Below are 16,670 nucleotides of genomic sequence, written 5' to 3' on the forward strand. Positions count from 1 at the left end.
GGCCAAAAGAAAAGGGGCGAGCCGTTGCCGACCCGCCCCCTTTTCTTGCAGCTCGGAGCAATCAGAACCGGAAGCTGATCTCCGCAAACACTTGCCGTCCGCGGTTCTGGGTGAGCACGAGGTCGTCGCCCACCCCCGGCTCAAGGAACGGACGCCCGCCCGAAGTAATCACGAAGATTTCATCGGTGAGGTTGGTGGCGATCAGCGCCAGCTTCCATTTGCCATCGGGATGCCCGATCGAGACGTTCGAATCGATCGTCCAGAAGCTGGGCTGGACAAAGTCGTTCAGCGTGGCTTCGTCGGTGATGTAGCCGTCATTATAGGCCGCGTTGCCCGACAGGAACAGTTCGAGGCTGTCGGACAGCGGGATGGTCCAGTCAGCCGCGATATTGCCCGACCATTCGGGTGCCTGGCTCCCGCGGCGGCCATTGAGATCGACCGTGCTGATGCCCAGCGGCTGAATGAAGGTGTCGGTATATTCGGCATCGAGATAGGACAGGTTGGCCGAAATGTTCAGCCCGTCCACCGGCGTGATCCAGCGGGTTTCGAGATCGACACCCTTGGTGGTCAGTTCGCCCGCGTTGCTGGTGGCGAACTGCACGGTCACGGCATTGAAGTTCTGCACCTGCAAGTCGGTGAACACGTAGTAATAGGCGGTGGCGTTGAGCGTGAAGCTGCGCCCTGCCCATTGCGACTTGAACCCGATTTCGCCGCCTTCGGCCTCTTCCGACTGGAAGATTAGCGAGCTGAAGTCACCGCTCGCCGCCGCCTGGCTGAGGCTGTTGGACGGCAGTGCCGAGTTGTCGATCCCGCCCGACTTGAAGCCGGTTTTGTACGAGGCGAAGATGTTGAGATCATCGGTCGCCTGATAGCGCAGGGTCACTTCGGGCGAGAGGTTGTCGTCGGCGAAGTTGATTGGGCCGGAGAAGAAGCCCGACGACAGGAACGCCCCGCCGAATGCAGCAAAGCCCGCGTGGACATAGGGCACCGAGATGGTCTGGACCTTGGTCTCGTCGGTCCAGCGGATCCCGCCCGACAATTCCAGTTTGTCAGTGATGTCGATCATTGCGCTGCCGAAGAACGACAGGGCTTCGGTCTTGGTTGTGTGGATCTTGTCCCAGTCATAGGTGAACCCGGTCACCGGGTCGGCGCCGCCGAACGAGATGTTCACCCCCTGCTGGGAGGTGTCGAACACAAAGGTGCGGTCTTCGTAGAACGCGCCGAGCATGAAATTGAACGCACCGTCGAAGTCCGAGGCCAGCCGGAGTTCCTGGCTATATTGCTCGAGCGTATTGATCGGATCGGATGCACCCGCACCGCCGGGCAGGCGGGTTCCGTTGGGGCCGGGAATGAAGCCGCCATAAGAGTAGGCGTCGAAATCGATCGCATCCATGTTGAGCAGGCCGGTGACCGACGTCAGGGTCAGCGTATCGGACAGGTCGAGATCGAACTGCAGCCGCCCGAACCAGATCTCGGTCTCGCCGAAAGGCACACCATTGCGGCCATCAGCGGGCGAATTGCCCGGCACCGGCCCAGCCAGCGGCCCGGCAGCATCGGTCAGGTAATAGCGCTGGTCATTGGTGTTGCAATCATAGCCGGCGGGAAGGTTGACCGCCCCGCCCAGCAGGAAGATCGAATCGGCCACGCCATTGGCGCCGCAGCCGATCTCTGCCGTGCCGATGGCGCCGTCATTTTCGTTCTTGGTATATTGCACCTTGAGGTTGGCGCGGAAGCGATCCGAAGGGTTGAAGTCGAGCGTGAGGCGACCAATGAAATCGGTCAGCCCGCGCTCCTGGTTCACCGCCGGGGTGTTTTCCTGAAGCAGCTGGAATTCGTCGATATCATTGAACTGGGCGGCGATACGAATGCCCAGCGTATCGGTGATCGGGCCGGAGATATAGCCGTTGATCAGGTAGCCCTTTTCCTCGAATTCGTAGGACCCGCGCATACCCACTTCCCAGTCGGCTGTGGGGTTGGCTGACCGCAGCGAAAGCACGCCCCCGGTCGCCGATTTGCCGAAGAACAGCGATTGCGGGCCGCGCAGCACGTCGATCTGTTCGACATCGAAGAAGCCCGCCTGCACGAGGCGCATGGTCGAAACCACCACCCCGTCATATTCGAACGCCACCGCCGAATCGAAGGCGGCAGAGATGTTGGACGAACCCACGCCGCGCAAGCTGATCTGGCCGCCCGAACCCGAACCGCCAGACTGCACATTCAGCGTCGGCACGCGGCTGGTGATGTCGGCGACCTGATCGACATTGTAACGTTGCAGCGTCTCGCCGCCGATCGACGTCACGGTGACGGGGACTTCCTGTAGGGTTTCGTTCTGGCGCCGGGCCTGAACGATGATCACCCGCTCGCCGAAGTCATCATCCTGGGATGCCGCCGTCTCGGAGTCCTGCGCAAAGGCAGCGCTCGGCAAGGCGACAACGCCGCCCAAGGCAGCGCCGCAAAGCAGCGCCGTACGCAGTCCGCTCGCACGGCCGCCAGATGCAATTCGGGCACGAAGTGTGTTCATGGCTTTCTCTCCCCTGCGGGCGGCATCAGCTGCCGCCCTGGTTCCCCAAACCGTGACGCGTTTCGCCGCGCCTTTCGGTATGGCCGCAAGGTGTATGGCACGCGTGCAAACACGCTATCAGCAAAAGCGATAGTGACCGGGACAATGTGCGACAAAAACGCCACATTGGCCCGCTAAAGCGCGCAAAATAAAGAATGCCGTAACGTCATTCAGCCCGGATGAGGGGCTGCTGCCCGATCCCGCTCCATTTGCGCAAGGCGCGGCTCGCTGGGCCACACCCACGCCTCGCCAATGACCTGTTCGACCCGCAATTCGCTGGGAATATTGCCCTCTCCGATCATCGCATCGAGGCTTTGGTGAAAGGCATAGATCCGCGCTTCCTGATAGGACAATGGGACAGAGCGGAAAGCGGCTGATTGCATGGAATGCTGGATCGCCTCGCCAAACTGGGTGTCTTCAAGGATGATCGGGCTCATCTGTCGTCCGTTCGGCTGCCTGTCGTCCGGCACGGTCCACAGATCGGGCGCAGGCGCGTCTCCCCAGTCGAGCGCCATAGTTACCAGTTCCAGCCGGGTGGTGGTGAGCGAGGTCGGCCAGAACACCAGCGGCGGCACGAAGAAGTTCGACAGCGGCGAAACCCAGTTGGGAAACAGGGTGTAGCTTTGCGTGCAGGTGCGGCCCAGTTCGCCGACGCTGTCGATCTGTTGCCAGCCCGCCGGAGAATCGATCGCGCGCACGTGTTCGCGGTTGGTGGTGCGCGGCGCCGGAGCCAGCATCCGCGCATGGCCGTTGGGATACATCGTGTTCAAGTTGCGGGCGGAGTCGACCAGCGGCGCGACCGTGGCGGGGTGGATGAAGGGTACATGGTAGACTTCCATGTTGGCCTCCATCGCCACCTTCCAGTTGCAATTGAGATCAAAGCTGTGCCGCGCCGCCAGCCGAATGCGGTCAAAGGCGAATTCTTCCCATTCGCGCGCGAGCGGGCCGAGCCAGTCGATCAGCGGCATGGCATCGGCATCGAAATTGACGAAGATGACCTTGCCGAACAATTCGCACCTGACCGGCAGCAGCCCCCGGCAGCTCATGTCGAAATCGGCAGGAAAATCGCGCCGTTCAGGCACCCCCACCAGGCTGCCATCGGTCTTGTAAGTCCAGTTGTGATAGCCGCACATCAACCGGCTGGCCTTGCCGCGATCCTCGGTCACCACGGGTGCGCCGCGATGGCGACAGGTGTTGTAAAAGGCGCGCACCACCCCGTCCATGCCATGCACGATCACGATCGGATCGCCGGCATTGTGCCAGCGCATGTAGCAGCCGGGTTCGGGAATTTCGTCCATATGCCCGGCAAACAGCCAGCTCTTGCGGAAGACATGCGTCTGTTCGAGCGCGAAATATTCCGCGCTGGTATAGCGCGCGGCGGGCATGTCGGGCAGTCTGGGGAAGCCTTCGGGCGGCGCGGTGCGCGTGGCTTCCCATTCCATCAGCGCCTTCAACTGCGCGACTTCGCTTTGGTCCATCATCCTCGGCTCTCCCACGGGCCACGAATAGGCCCAAGGCGGGCGTGGGCACGACTGCGACTTGTGCGAGGTGGCGGCTATCGGGAAATGCGCGCTTTCGACAGTGGCGGCGGCCCGTGCGCCCGATAGGCTGCGCGTCAGAAAACAAACGCCTTCAGGGGGAGAGAGATCGATGGGGGACAGGGTAGCGGGCAAGGTGGCGCTGGTAACGGGCGGCGCGATGGGGCTGGGCAAGGCCGATTGCGAGGCTTTGGCGCGTGAAGGCGCTACTGTGATCGTGACCGACCGCGAGGTCGAACTGGCGCACAAGGTCGCAGACGAGATCGGCGGCGATGCGATGGCGCTCGACGTTACCGACGAAGTGCAATGGGCCGAGGTGATGCGTGCGGTCGCGGAACGCCACGGCGGGCTCGATATCCTCGTCAACAATGCCGGCAACGTGATCTTCGAAAGCATCGAGGAATGTTCGCTCGATCATTTCCGCCTGCATCTCGATATTCACGTGGTCGGCACCTTCCTCGGGTGCAAATACGCCGTGCCGCTGATGAAGAACCGCCATGAAAAGATCGGCGGGGGCGGCTCGTCGATCATCAACATGGCATCGACCGCCGCTTTGCTGGGCTATGGCAACATCCCTGCCTATGCCGCGTCCAAGGCGGCGATTGCCGGGATGACCCGCAGCCTCGCGATGGATTTTCAGGACAAGGGCTATGGCATCCGCGTCAACGCGCTGGCGCCCGGCGGGATTGAAACCCCGATGGTGATGGGCATTTCCGGGCGTGCGGGCACGGCTCCGATGGACATCCCCGCAGGCCCGCTGGCAGCCGACGCGCTCGGCCATCCCCAGGACGTGGCGGGGTGCGTGCTGTTCCTTGCCTCGGATGATGCGCGCTTCCTCAACGGCCTAACGATCCCGGTGGATAATGGCCTCTACGCCAGACCGCACCACTGAGGCGGCTGGCGATGAGCCGGGCGCGTACCGCTGGTACGTGCTCGGCCTGCTGACGCTGACGAGCGCGTTCAGCGTGGCGGACCGGCTGGTGTTCGGCATTCTGGTGGAGGACATCAAGGCCGAGTTTGCCCTGTCCGATTTCGAACTTGGCCTGCTCGGCGGGGCGGCGTTTTCGCTGATCTATGTGCTCGCGGGCTTCCCTGCTGCGCGGCTGGCGGATCGATCAGTGCGCAAGAACATCGTTGCCGGCGCGATCAGTTTCTGGAGCCTGATGACGGCGGCCTGCGGGCTGGCCACGGGGTTCTGGACGCTGTTTGCCGCGCGCACCGGGGTGGGCGTGGGCGAGGGCTGTTCCGGCCCATCCTCGCAAAGCCTTGTCGCCGATTTCTTCGTCCGCGGCGAATTGGCCAAGGCGATGGGGTTCCTGACCATCGGCGCGAGCATGGGGACAGCCGGGGGCCTCATCATCGGCGGGCAACTGGCGGAAATGTTCAACTGGCGCTGGGCATTTGTGCTGATGGGCCTTCCGGGACTGCTGCTGGGCGGGGTGATCTACCTGACCGTGCGCGAGCCCTTGCGGGGGCGCTATGCCCCGGCCGGCACCGACATGGCGCAATTGCCGCTGGGGCGCACGATCATGAGCCTGGTGACCAACCGCGTGTTCATGGGCCTCGCACTGGGCTGGGCGGTGCAGATCATGATCGGCTATGCGCTCGCCTTCTGGATGGCGGCAGTGATGCTGCGGCAGTTTCCGATCTCGACCGGGGATGTCGGGCTGTATCTCGGCTTCACGTTCTTTCTGGGCGGCATACCGGGGCCGATTCTGGGCGGCTACCTGACGCAATGGCTGTGCGGGCGAGACGAGCGCTGGCGGGCATGGCTGCCCGGCGTGGTGAGCCTTGGCTGCGTGGTGCCACTGGCGTTGAGCCTGACGTCGAGCGGATTCGGTGCCTTTCTCGGCTGGTTCGGGGTGGCTTACGCGATCTATGTCGCCAGTCAGGCGGGTATCATGTCGGGCATTCAGGCGGCGGTGGAACCGGCCAGCCGGGGGTTCGCGGTGGCGATTGCGCTGTTCTTTAACAACCTTGTCGGGCAGGCGCTGGGCCTTGCGGTGATCGGCGCGGTCAGCGATACGCTCGCGCCGACACAAGGGCAGAGCGCGCTGGCGCTGGCGTTGTTCGGCGTGTGCCTGGTGTCGGGGCTTTTGTCGCTCGCGATCTTCGCATGGACAGCGGCGCAGATGGGGCCGAGCGGCTATCTGGCACGGATGCGCGGGGGGTAATTCGGGGCTAGAATCCCGGATGGATCGCCATCATCGCGCCATCCACCACCATCTCCGCCCCGGTCATGAACGGACATTCGTCGCTGGCGAGAAAGGCAATCGCCGCTGCCGTTTCGGCAGGATCGGCCAAGCGATTGAGGGGCGAGGTTTTCGCCACTGCCGCGATCAGGCCGGGGGCTTGCTGCTCTGCCGCTTCAAGAATGCCGGTCTGCGTCGCGCCGGGGATCACGGTGTTGCAGCGGATGTCGAGCTTATGCTGGGCGCACCATGTCGCGACCGATTTCGACAGCACCCGCACCGCGCCCTTGCTCGCCGAATAGCCGACATCGGTGGGGAGCGGAGCCATCGCGGTGGTCGAAGCGATGTTGACGATCGCGCCTGCGGAACCGCCGGGGTTCGCCCGCATCGCCGCAATCGCCGCGCGGCAGCCTGCCATCGTTCCGGTGAGGTTGACGGCCAGCACCTGATCCCAGGCCGCGAACATGGCCTTATCATCAAGGTCGCCGATTCCTGCGCCCGAGACCATGCCGGCATTGTTGACGAGGATATCGAGCCGCCCGAAGGCCTCCACCGCGCGGGCGACGATCTGCGGCCAGAGCGAGCGGTCGGACACATCCTGCACCGCAAACAGCGCGCCGGCTTCGGCACACAGGGCCGCGCCGTTGGCCTCGTTCACATCCGTTCCCAGCACCTGCGCGCCGTCCGCCACGAAGCGCCGCACCGTCGCCGCGCCGATGCCGCTGGCACAACCGGTGATGATCGCGACCTTTCCCGACAGGTCAGGCATTTACTCCGCCTGCGTCCAGATCGCGGCGCAGGGGCGCTGGTTGTGGGTATCAACGAAGCGCGCGAGGTTGTCGGTCCCCTCGGGCAGTTTCCACCCCACGGTGAAGCCGAAATTGGCGAAAGCGAAGATGATGAGGTCGGCAAAGGTGAAGCGGCCCAGTGCGATATGGTTGCTGCCACCCAGAAAGCCGTCGAACAATCGCCACTTTTCATCCGCCATCGCGAACAGTTCTGCCCCGGCCTCGGGCGAGACAACGGTCATGCGCGGTTCGAACATCGGGCGGCCCGTTGTGGCGCGAAAGCCCATGGTCATCGGCACCACCACTTCCTGATCGAACAATCGCGTCCACTTGCGCACCGTCGCGCGCTCAACCGGGCTTTCGCCGAACAGGTTGGGGGTGGGGTGCAGTTCCTCGACATATTCGCAGATCGGCCAGCTTTCAGTGAGGCAGGTGCCGTCATCCAGTTCCAGCGTCGGCGTGGTGCCGAGCGGGTTCTTGGCGACATATCCGGCATCCTGCCGGTTCGCGCCGGAGATGATATCGTAATGGACGCGGGTGAAATCGGGCCCTTCCTCAAGCCCCTTTTCAACCATGAACATCCGTACGAGGCGGGGGTTGGGGCCGAGGCTGGAATGCAGGGTGGTCATGCGGTTCTCTCCCGTTTGGATTTGCCCTGTTTCTAGGCACGCAGCGCCTGCCCGTCGCCCTCATAAATGCGCTAGGGGCTGCAATCGCAGGCAGGCCGCTGGCAGGCCGCGCAAAATCGCTTGCGCGGGCGCACTGTATTGCGCCAGTAAGGCACCATGGATCATTCGCCCCCAGCCGCCCTTGCCGATCAATCATGGGAAGATGACGGCGCGCTGACCCGTCTCCACCCCGCTTACACCCATATGCTGCGGGTGCAGGCGGCGCTTGTCGCGATCCCGTTCCTGATTGCGGCGCTGGTGGCGGAAACCATGCTGCGCGAAGCCGCGCTGTTCCCGCCCGGCGTGATGGCCGGACCGGTGCTGCTGATCGCGCTGGCGCTGGTGATTCGCGTGCCGGCCCGCCGTTACAATGCGCGTGGCTACCAGATCAGCGGCGACCGGCTGCGGGTGGTGCGCGGATTGCTGTGGCATTCGGACACGGTGGTGCCGTTTGGGCGGGTGCAGCATATTGATGTGAATCAGGGCCCGCTCGAACGCTTTTTCGGCCTTGCCACGCTGACGCTCCACACCGCGGGCAACCACAATGCCAGCGTGTCGTTGCCCGGGCTGGGCGCAGAACTGGCGCGCGACATGCGCGAGGATATCCGCGCCCATATCCGCCGGGAAACCGTGTGAACCCCGCCCCCCCTGACTCGGCCCGCCGCACCGCGCCTTTGACCATTGCCGTCGGCGCGCTGGAGGCGATCCAGAATGCCATCATTCCAGCCCTCGCCATCGCCTTTTCGGGGATCGGCGGATCGGGCCGCTTTCTGATCGCCATCGCGGCCGGGCTGGCGGTGATCGTGATCGGGACCGGCATGAGCTATATCGGTTGGCGGCGGCTGACCTACACCGTGGGCGAGGCCGATATCCGCGTCGAAAGCGGCGTGTTGAGCCGCGCGGCGCGGTCCGTACCCTATGAACGCATTCAGGATGTCAGCATCGAGGCCAAGCTGTTGCCGCGCCTGCTCGGGCTGGTGGCGGTCAAGTTCGAGACCGGGGCGGGCGGGGGCGAGGATATCGCGCTCAAATACCTCGCCAGCACCGAGGGCGAGCGCCTGCGCCAACTGGTGCGCGCGCGGCGTGAAGAAGATCATGCTGCGGCCACGGATATGGTGGCAGCTCCCATGCGCGATGAAGCGGTCGAAGGCGAAGCGCTGTTCCGGATGGGGCCTCGCCGCCTGCTGACCTTCGGCCTGTTCGAATTCTCGCTTGCCGTTTTTGCGGTGCTGGCCGGCGTGCTGCAATATGTCGACACCGTTTCCAGCATCGATGTGTGGAACGTCGATCTGTGGCGTGGCTGGCTGGAAGAACAGGGCACCACCATTGCCCGGCTTGGCCCCTATGCGCAGGCGGCGGGCGCGATGGCCGGTCTGATCGGCCTCGTCATGATCGGGATGGTGACCGGCATTGCCCGCATCTTCGCGCGTGAATGGGGCTTTGTGCTGACCCGCTCGGCCCGGGGTTTCCGGCGGATGCGCGGGCTGTTTACCCGCACCGACGTGGTGATGCCCGCGCACCGGGTGCAGGCGCTGGTGATCGCCACCGGGCTGATCCGTTACCGGTTCGGCTGGCACGGCTTGAGCTTCGTCAGTCTTGCGCAGGATGCCGAAAGCGCCAGCCATGTGGTCGCACCCTTCGCAAAATTGGAGGAGATCGCGCCGATTGTCAGCGCGGCGGGGTTCCGTCTGCCGGATGAGAACACGCACTGGCACCGCGCAAGCAGGCAGCACCGCACCGACACGGCGATTCTGGGGACATTGCCATTTTTGCTCGCGGCGATCCCGGTGGCGATCCTTGCGCCCCCGGGTGTCGTTTTCATCCCGCTTGGGCTGGCGGTGCTGGCGGTTGGCGCGAACCTTTATGCCTGGGAATTCCGCCGCCATGCGATCGATGCGGCTCAGATCTTTTCAACCCGCGGGCTGCTGTCGCCCACCAGCCAGATCGCGACCCGGCTGAAGCTGCATTCGGTCGAGGTCGCACAGGGGCCGATTGCGCGGCTACGCGGCTATGCGACGGTGCAGCTCGGGCTGGCGGGGGGCGCCTTTGCGATCGAAGGCGTGCCGCTGGCCGAGGCGCGCGCTCTCAGGGCCAAGGTGCTGGAAACCATCGCGGCGACCGATTTCTCGCAGCTGGATGCAGGCCGGGATCAGGCCCTGAGCGATTCCCACGCGGGATTCTCGGCGAACTTGGCGGCGACATAAGAGCAATCGGGGCGGATCAGAAAGCCCAGCCGCGCCGCATCGGCGACCATCCGTTCGACCAGCTGCCGCGCCACCCCGCGCCCGCTGATCGCGCGCGGCACGACGGTATGCGCCGCGACGCGCACCTCCTTGCCATCCTGCGTCCCGCCCGGCTCCCATTCGAGATAGGCTTCGTAAGTGGCATCCCGCAGCACCGCGACATAGGATCCGCCCTGCCCCTGGACGTGGTGGGTGATGGTGACTTCGGCGCTGGCCTCGCTCATCTGACGTTCCTCCCGCTTGCCCCGCCCGCTTGCCCCGTCCGGTTGACCAAGCCACTTGTCATGGCGGCAGCCGCGGTTAGAGGCGGTTGACGATGACTCGTCCCATGCCCTTTCTCTCCGACAATGCCGCGCCGGTCCACCCCCGCTTGTGGGAGGCGATGCGCAGCGCCGACCATCCGGATAATCCCTATGATGGCGATGCGCTGTCGCAGCAGCTTGATGCGCGCTTCTCCGCGCTGTTCGGGCGCGAGTGCGCGGCGCTGTGGGTGGCGACGGGGACGGCGGCCAATTGCCTCGCGCTGGCGACCATGTGTGCGCCACATGGCGGGGTGGTGTGCCACCGCGAAGCCCATATCGAGGTCGACGAAGGCGGCGCACCGGGGTTCTATCTCCACGGTGCGAAGCTGATGCTGGCTGAAGGCGATGGTGCGAAGCTGTCGCCTGAAGACATCGCCGCGCTGATCGATCCGATCCGCGACGACGTGCATCAGGTGCAGCCCCACGCCATCGCGATCACGCAGGCATCCGAATATGGCCGCGCTTACGCGCCGGAAGAACTGGCCGCGCTGGGCGCGTTTGCGAAGGAGCGGCGGCTGGGCCTGCACATGGACGGGGCGCGGTTTGCCAATGCGGCGGCGTTTCTGGGCGGCAGCGCGCAAACTGCCGCGCGCGCGGCGAGCGGCCCGGTGGATAGCCTCGCCTTCGGTTTCATCAAGAACGGCGGGATGGGCGCGGAAGCCGTGGTGCTGTTTGATCCCGAACGCGCCGCCGAAGTGCGCTATCGCCGCAAGCGGGCCGGGCAATTGCAATGCAAGGGCCGCTATCTCGCCGCGCAGATCATCGCGATGCTGGAAGATGACCTGTGGCTTGCCAATGCCGCCCACGCCAATGCCGCCGCGCGCACCGTGGCGGCGGGCTGCGCAGAGCGGTTGATGCATCCGGTCGAGGCGAACGAGCTGTTCGTGGCGCTGAACGAGGCCGAGCGCGCGGCGCTGCGTGCGCAGGGTTTCGCCTTTTATGACTGGGGCGCGGATGCCGCGCGGTTTGTCACCGCATGGAACACCAGGGCAGAGGACGCAGCCTTGCTGGGCAAGGCCATCGCCGGGTTATGACCATGCTGTCTGCGCCGTCGATGCTCAGCCCTCGCGTGCTGATACCGTTCCTGCTGACCGGCACGATCTGGGGTTCGACCTGGTTCGTCATCACCGGGCAGATCGACGGGGTGCCAGCGGCGTGGAGCGTGTTCTACCGTTTCGCGCTGGCGACCCCGGCGCTGTTTCTACTGGCTGTGCTGATGGGCAATCGCCTGAGGTTGAACCGGCCTGAGCAATTGCTCGCCATCGGCGTGGGGCTGGCGCAGTTCTCGGGCAATTTCCTGTTCGTCTATCATGCCGAACTGCACATCACGTCGGGCATCGTCGCAGTGATGTTTGCGCTGCTGATGGTGCCCAATGCCCTGTTCGCGCGGGTGTTCATCGGCGAGCGGGTGCAAGGCGGCTTTGTCGGTGGCAGCATGGTGGCGATTGCAGGCGTGGCAATGTTGCTGGTGCACGAATGGCGCGCGGCTCCGCTGGATGGCAATGTCGGGCTGGGGATCGCGCTGGCGATTGGCGGGATGCTGGCGGCCTCGCTTGCCAATGTGGTGCAGGCCAACCCCACCGGGCGTGGGGTGCAGATGGTCAGCCTGCTGGCCTGGGCGATGCTGTACGGCACGATTTTCGATCTCGGCTTTGCATTTGCGACCGCAGGCCCGCCGCCCTTGCCGGAAAAATGGCAGTTCTGGGCGGGGACCGCCTATCTTGCGCTGATCGGATCGGTGGTGACCTTTCCGCTGCATTACAATCTGGTGCGCGAGATCGGCGCGGGGCGCACGGCCTATAACGGGATCGTGACGGTGTGCGTGGCGATGCTGTTGTCGACGGCGTTCGAAGGCTATCGCTGGACGCCCCTGACCGCGAGCGGGGCGGGGCTGGCGCTGCTGGGCATGGGATTGGCGCTGCGATCAAAGCAGCGCCGCTAATCCCTCGACATAGGTGGGATAGCGCGGCTGCCAGCCCAGCACCCGCTTCGCCTTGCCGTTCGCGACGCGGCGGTTTTCCATATAGAAACCGCGCGCCATTGCCGAGAGGTTCGCGTCCTCCAGCGACTCGAGCGGCGGCGGCTCCACCCCGAGCAGGCGGCAGGCGTGTTCGGTCACTTCATTGCCGCTGCACGGCCAATCATCGCCGAGGTTGTAGGCCCCCGGCGGCGCGTCCTGCACCAGCGCGGCTACCACCCCGCTGGCGATGTCATCGACATGGACGCGGCTGAAGACCTGATCGGGCAAGTCGATCCGCCGCGCCTGTCCGGCCCGCACCCGGTCGAGCGCAGAGCGCCCCGGCCCGTAGATGCCCGGCAGGCGGAACACCCTTGCGCCCATGTTGAGCCACGCCAGATCGGCCTCGGCCCGCGCATTGCGGCGGCCCTCTCCGCTCTGGGCAATGGTCGGCGTCGCTTCGTCCACCCATGCGCCCTGCCGGTCGCCATAGACGCCGGTTGAGGAGAGGTAGAACAGCGGCTTGCCTGCCAGCGCATCGGCATAGGCCTCCAACACCGGATCGCCGCCGCTCGCCCGGTCAGGCGGGACGGAGGAGAGGATGTGGCTGGCCGTGTCGATCGCACGCAGAACATTGTCGCGGTTCGTGAAGGCAACATCGCCGTTGCTGCCGGTGCCGCTCGTCTTCCAGCCGAGCATCCCCATGTTCTGCGCAATGCTGCGAGCGGTGTAGCCGAGGCCAAAGGTGAACAAACGCGCCATCGCCCAACCTAACCATTGGACCTGCGCCCGAATCAACCTAAATCGGGCGGCATGGATATCGCAACCACCCCGACGAACCCCGAAGGCAACCCCGAACTGGCGGACGCTGCACGCACTCCGCACCAGCCGCCGGTGATCCTGCGCGAGTATTACCGACCGTTCGGCTGGCTGCTGCCGGAGGTGAAGCTGGACTTCGATCTCGGTATCACCCGCACCCGCGTGCGCGCCGAACTGACCGTGCAGCGCAACGCCCGCGCTGACCGGGCCGACGTGATCCGCCTCAACGGCGACGGGCTCAAGCCGGTTTCGGTCACGGTTGACGGTGCGGCCACCGACTGGAGCATGGATGGGGCCGATCTGATGGTGCCGCTCCATGGCGACAGCCACCTGATCGTGGTCGAGACCGAAATCGATCCCGCGGCCAACACCCAGTTGATGGGGCTCTATGCCTCGAACGGCATGCTCTGCACCCAGTGCGAGGCCGAAGGCTTTCGCCGCATCACCTTCTTCGCCGACCGGCCCGATGTGCTATCGACCTACACCGTGCGGATGGCGGGTGAGAAAGCGGCCTTCCCGATCCTGCTGTGCAACGGCAACCGCGTGGCTGAGGGCGATAACGCCGACGGCACTCACTGGGCCGAATGGCACGATCCCTGGCCCAAGCCGTCTTATCTGTTCGCGCTGGTGGCGGGCGATCTGGTGGCGAATTCCAAGCCCTTCACCACAGTTTCGGGCCGCGAAGTCGAATGCAATGTCTGGGTGCGGGCCGAAGACCTTGCGCGCACCGATCATGCGGTCGAATCGCTCCATCGTTCGATGAAGTGGGACGAAGACGTGTTCGGCCGCGAATATGATCTTGATCTCTACAACATCGTCGCGGTCAGCGATTTCAACATGGGGGCGATGGAGAACAAGGGGCTCAACGTCTTCAACACCAAATATGTGCTGGCCGATCCCGATACCGCAACCGATGGCGATTTCGACGCGGTCGAAGGCGTGATCGCGCATGAATATTTCCACAACTGGTCAGGCAATCGCGTGACCTGCCGCGACTGGTTCCAGCTTTCGTTGAAAGAGGGCTTCACCGTTCTGCGTGATCAGCTGTTTTCGCAGGACATGCGGGGCGAAGCGGTGAAACGGATCGAGGATGTGCGGATCCTGCGTGCCGCCCAGTTCCCCGAGGATGCGGGTCCGCTCGCCCACCCGATCCGGCCTGATTCCTATCGTGAAATCAGCAATTTCTACACCGCGACCGTCTACAACAAGGGCGCCGAGGTGATCCGCATGATGCGCAGCATGGTGGGCGTGGAACGGTTCCGGGCAGGCACCGACCTCTATTTCGACCGCCATGATGGCGAGGCCGCGACCTGCGAGGATTTCGTGCGCGCGATCGAGGACGGGGCAGGGATCGACCTCGCGCAGTTCCGGCGCTGGTATGCGCAGGCTGGCACGCCGCGGGTCACCGTGCGCGAGGCGGTCGCGGGCGACAGCCTCGTGCTGACCCTGAAACAGCATGTTCCCGCCACTCCCGGCCAGCCCGACAAGCAGCCGATGCCGATCCCGTTGCGGGTCGCGGTGCATTCGCGCTTGGGCGCATTGGGCGCAGAACAGCTGATCGTGCTCGCACAAGCCGAGCAGAGCTTCACCCTGCCGCTGGCTGGCCCCGATCCGGTGGTATCGATCAACCGCGGTTTCACCGCCCCGGTGGTGATTGACCGGGCCTTGGTGCGCGATGATCTTGTGTTCCTTGCTGCGCAGGATGATGATCCCTCTGCCCGGTCCGAAGCCTTGCAGGAGCTTGCGGTTAGCCACCTTGTCGGCACGGCCAGCGGGGAATTGTCGGCAGGCGAGCGGGGCGCGGGCGAAGCAGCGATCATCGGTGCCTTCGCAGCAAGCCTTGCCGACGGCGCGCTTGACGATGCGATGCGCGGCGAATTGATGCTGCTCCCTTCGGAGACCTATCTGTTCGAAGTGATGGCGACCGGGGAGCGCAAGGCTGATCCCGGTGCGATCCATACCGCGCGCGAAGGGTTGAAGGCCGCCATCGGCACCGCGCTGGCAGACGCATTGCAGGCCCTCCACACCCGTGCTGCGGCGGTCGCGCTGGACGATCCGGCCGGACGCGGCGCGCGCAAGATCAAGACCATCGCGCTCAGCCTGATCGCGGCCGCCAATCCGGCGCGAGCCGCGACGCTCGCGGCGCAGCAATATGACGCTGCCGACAACATGACCGACCGGCAGGGCGCGCTGATGGTGCTCACCGGGCTGGATTGCCGCGAGCGTGAAGAACGGCTGGCGTCGTTCTATCAGCGCTACAAGGGCAATGATCTGGTGATCGACAAGTGGTTCACGCTGCAAGCCCTGTCGCTCCACCCGGACGTGATTGCGCATGTCCGCAAGCTGGCCGAGCATCCCGATTTCACCATGAAGAACCCCAACCGCGTGCGATCATTGCACATGGCCTTTGCCGGCAATCCCAAGGGTTTCCACGCGGCGGATGGCGAAGGCTACCGCATGGTCGCCGATGTGATCCTGGCGCTTGATCCGATCAATCCGCAAACGGCGGCGCGGTTTGTGCCCTCGCTCGGGCGGTGGCGGCGGATCGAACCGGGCCGGGCGGCGCTGATGAAGGCCGAGCTTGAACGGATCATGGCGGCGGGCAACCTGTCGCGCGATACGTTTGAACAGGTCAGCCGCAGCCTTGATGGCTGAGAGCGCGCCTTTCGCGATCGAGCGCTGCGATGCCCTCGCCGGTGTGCCGCACGGCTTTTTCGGCAGCGCGGGCGGGGCGCACCAGTTCGGCTTTGGCGGGCCGGGCGAAACTACCGATATGCGCGCGCTGAGAGCGGCAGCGGCAGACACAATCCTGCCCGGCGGCCAGCTTGCCGCGCCGCATCAGGTGCACTCGCCCGATGTGGTGGAGGTCAAGGCGGCATGGGATGATGCCGCCGCAGGTCGCCCCATTGCCGATGCGGTGGTGACAGCGACAGCGGGCATCGTGCTCGGCATCGTCACCGCCGATTGCGGACCTGTGCTGTTTGCCGACCAGGAGGCTGGCGTGGTGGGCGCGGCCCATGCCGGATGGCGCGGCGCGGTGGACGGCGTGCTTGAAAACACCATCGCCGCGATGGAACAGCTTGGTGCGCGCCGAACCCGCATCGCCGCCGCTCTGGGGCCAATGATCGCGCAGGCCAGTTACGAGGTCGATGCGCCGTTCCGCGCCCGTTTTGCCGATGCGGACGCATGCTTTTTTGCAGCCGCGCCTGATCGTGACGGGCTTGAGCGCTGGCAGTTCGACCTGCCCGGCTACATCACCGCGCGGCTGGCCGGGGCAGGCATCGGTAAAATAGCTGATCTTGGCCGGGATACTTTTTCTCATGTCGCGCGTTACCATTCGCATCGCAGGTCCACGCAGGCGCGTGAGGCGGATTACGGCAGGCAGATCAGCATGATCGCGCTGGCCTGACACCGCTTTTCGCAACCGCAAACCGGACTTGCTTAAAACACGGTTGGATTTTCGCTGGATTGCCGTTAATTGCTGCGCGAGTTCCGGACATGGTGCGCCAGGTGGCGCATCGCCTTTCCGGAGCGGGGATCAATCGACGGACTGTCATGGGGCATTCGCCCCGCAACTGGAACACCACGCCGCGCAGGTCGTTT

At 64.8% G+C, this 16,670-nt stretch carries 14 protein-coding genes; 8 read left to right on the forward strand and 6 right to left on the reverse strand.

Annotated elements, in window-relative coordinates:
- Positions 1–61 precede the first annotated feature (61 nt).
- Positions 62–2,521 carry a TonB-dependent receptor gene (locus tag BUA05_RS12515; RefSeq protein ID WP_084662677.1) on the reverse strand — a complete coding sequence of 820 codons (2,460 nt, stop codon included), beginning with the start codon at positions 2,519–2,521 and terminating at the stop codon, positions 62–64.
- A 209-nt stretch (positions 2,522–2,730) separates the two neighbouring features.
- Positions 2,731–4,041, reverse strand: coding sequence for an aromatic ring-hydroxylating oxygenase subunit alpha (locus tag BUA05_RS12520; RefSeq protein WP_245790194.1), 1,311 nt, complete (start codon positions 4,039–4,041; stop codon positions 2,731–2,733).
- A gap of 169 nt (positions 4,042–4,210) precedes the next feature.
- Between BUA05_RS12520 and BUA05_RS12525 the strand changes: the two genes are divergently transcribed.
- Positions 4,211–4,990: an SDR family NAD(P)-dependent oxidoreductase gene (locus tag BUA05_RS12525; protein WP_072675360.1), complete on the forward strand. Its 780-nt coding sequence runs from the start codon at positions 4,211–4,213 to the stop codon at positions 4,988–4,990.
- Entirely contained in the window at positions 4,962–6,272 is a 1,311-nt protein-coding gene (locus tag BUA05_RS12530; RefSeq protein ID WP_072675361.1) for an MFS transporter, read from the forward strand. The genes BUA05_RS12525 and BUA05_RS12530 overlap by 29 nt, the downstream gene beginning before the upstream one ends.
- Before the next feature lie 7 nt (positions 6,273–6,279).
- Here BUA05_RS12530 and BUA05_RS12535 read toward each other — a convergent pair whose 3' ends face one another.
- Positions 6,280–7,059, reverse strand: a complete 780-nt coding sequence (locus BUA05_RS12535; protein WP_072675362.1) for an SDR family NAD(P)-dependent oxidoreductase — start codon at positions 7,057–7,059, stop codon at positions 6,280–6,282.
- Complete coding sequence (locus BUA05_RS12540; RefSeq protein WP_072675363.1) at positions 7,060–7,707, reverse strand: glutathione S-transferase family protein; 648 nt, start codon at positions 7,705–7,707, stop codon at positions 7,060–7,062.
- A gap of 156 nt (positions 7,708–7,863) precedes the next feature.
- Here BUA05_RS12540 and BUA05_RS12545 point away from each other — a divergent pair, with 156 nt between their 5' ends.
- Complete coding sequence (locus BUA05_RS12545) at positions 7,864–8,382, forward strand: PH domain-containing protein (protein ID WP_072675364.1); 519 nt, start codon at positions 7,864–7,866, stop codon at positions 8,380–8,382.
- Positions 8,379–9,950 carry a PH domain-containing protein gene (locus tag BUA05_RS12550; protein ID WP_072675365.1) on the forward strand — a complete coding sequence of 524 codons (1,572 nt, stop codon included), beginning with the start codon at positions 8,379–8,381 and terminating at the stop codon, positions 9,948–9,950. Before BUA05_RS12545 ends, BUA05_RS12550 begins: the two co-directional genes overlap by 4 nt.
- Here BUA05_RS12550 and BUA05_RS12555 read toward each other — a convergent pair.
- Entirely contained in the window at positions 9,896–10,213 is a 318-nt protein-coding gene (locus BUA05_RS12555) for a GNAT family N-acetyltransferase (RefSeq protein WP_072675366.1), read from the reverse strand. The two genes, BUA05_RS12550 and BUA05_RS12555, sit on opposite strands and share 55 nt — an antisense overlap.
- Positions 10,214–10,305: 92 nt before the next feature.
- On the opposite strand from BUA05_RS12555, the gene BUA05_RS12560 reads away from it, so the two are divergent.
- A complete protein-coding gene (locus BUA05_RS12560; protein ID WP_084662679.1) occupies positions 10,306–11,325 on the forward strand; it encodes a threonine aldolase family protein in 1,020 nt (339 codons plus the stop codon).
- A complete protein-coding gene (locus BUA05_RS12565; protein ID WP_072675368.1) occupies positions 11,322–12,233 on the forward strand; it encodes a DMT family transporter in 912 nt (303 codons plus the stop codon). The genes BUA05_RS12560 and BUA05_RS12565 overlap by 4 nt, the downstream gene beginning before the upstream one ends.
- On the opposite strand, the gene BUA05_RS12570 is transcribed toward BUA05_RS12565, so the two are convergent.
- Complete coding sequence (locus tag BUA05_RS12570; RefSeq protein WP_072675369.1) at positions 12,216–13,010, reverse strand: Rossmann-fold NAD(P)-binding domain-containing protein; 795 nt, start codon at positions 13,008–13,010, stop codon at positions 12,216–12,218. The genes BUA05_RS12565 and BUA05_RS12570 overlap by 18 nt on opposite strands.
- Positions 13,011–13,061: 51 nt before the next feature.
- Between BUA05_RS12570 and pepN the strand changes: the two genes are divergently transcribed.
- Positions 13,062–15,722: an aminopeptidase N gene (gene pepN / locus BUA05_RS12575; RefSeq protein ID WP_072675370.1), complete on the forward strand. Its 2,661-nt coding sequence runs from the start codon at positions 13,062–13,064 to the stop codon at positions 15,720–15,722.
- Positions 15,715–16,476, forward strand: a complete 762-nt coding sequence (gene pgeF / locus BUA05_RS12580; protein WP_072675371.1) for a peptidoglycan editing factor PgeF — start codon at positions 15,715–15,717, stop codon at positions 16,474–16,476. The genes pepN and pgeF overlap by 8 nt, the downstream gene beginning before the upstream one ends.
- Positions 16,477–16,670 lie beyond the last annotated feature (194 nt).

Source organism: Erythrobacter sanguineus (assembly GCF_900143235.1).
Lineage (GTDB): Bacteria > Pseudomonadota > Alphaproteobacteria > Sphingomonadales > Sphingomonadaceae > Erythrobacter > Erythrobacter sanguineus.

Coding starts and splice junctions, on each gene's coding strand:
- BUA05_RS12515 (WP_084662677.1), bottom strand. CDS start 2,521: ATGAACACACTTCGTGCCCGAATTGCATCTGGCGGCCGTGCGAGCGGA.
- BUA05_RS12520 (WP_245790194.1), bottom strand. CDS start 4,041: ATGATGGACCAAAGCGAAGTCGCGCAGTTGAAGGCGCTGATGGAATGG.
- BUA05_RS12525 (WP_072675360.1), top strand. CDS start 4,211: ATGGGGGACAGGGTAGCGGGCAAGGTGGCGCTGGTAACGGGCGGCGCG.
- BUA05_RS12530 (WP_072675361.1), top strand. CDS start 4,962: ATGGCCTCTACGCCAGACCGCACCACTGAGGCGGCTGGCGATGAGCCG.
- BUA05_RS12535 (WP_072675362.1), bottom strand. CDS start 7,059: ATGCCTGACCTGTCGGGAAAGGTCGCGATCATCACCGGTTGTGCCAGC.
- BUA05_RS12540 (WP_072675363.1), bottom strand. CDS start 7,707: ATGACCACCCTGCATTCCAGCCTCGGCCCCAACCCCCGCCTCGTACGG.
- BUA05_RS12545 (WP_072675364.1), top strand. CDS start 7,864: ATGGATCATTCGCCCCCAGCCGCCCTTGCCGATCAATCATGGGAAGAT.
- BUA05_RS12555 (WP_072675366.1), bottom strand. CDS start 10,213: ATGAGCGAGGCCAGCGCCGAAGTCACCATCACCCACCACGTCCAGGGG.
- BUA05_RS12560 (WP_084662679.1), top strand. CDS start 10,306: ATGACTCGTCCCATGCCCTTTCTCTCCGACAATGCCGCGCCGGTCCAC.
- BUA05_RS12565 (WP_072675368.1), top strand. CDS start 11,322: ATGACCATGCTGTCTGCGCCGTCGATGCTCAGCCCTCGCGTGCTGATA.
- BUA05_RS12570 (WP_072675369.1), bottom strand. CDS start 13,010: ATGGCGCGTTTGTTCACCTTTGGCCTCGGCTACACCGCTCGCAGCATT.
- pepN (WP_072675370.1), top strand. CDS start 13,062: ATGGATATCGCAACCACCCCGACGAACCCCGAAGGCAACCCCGAACTG.
- pgeF (WP_072675371.1), top strand. CDS start 15,715: ATGGCTGAGAGCGCGCCTTTCGCGATCGAGCGCTGCGATGCCCTCGCC.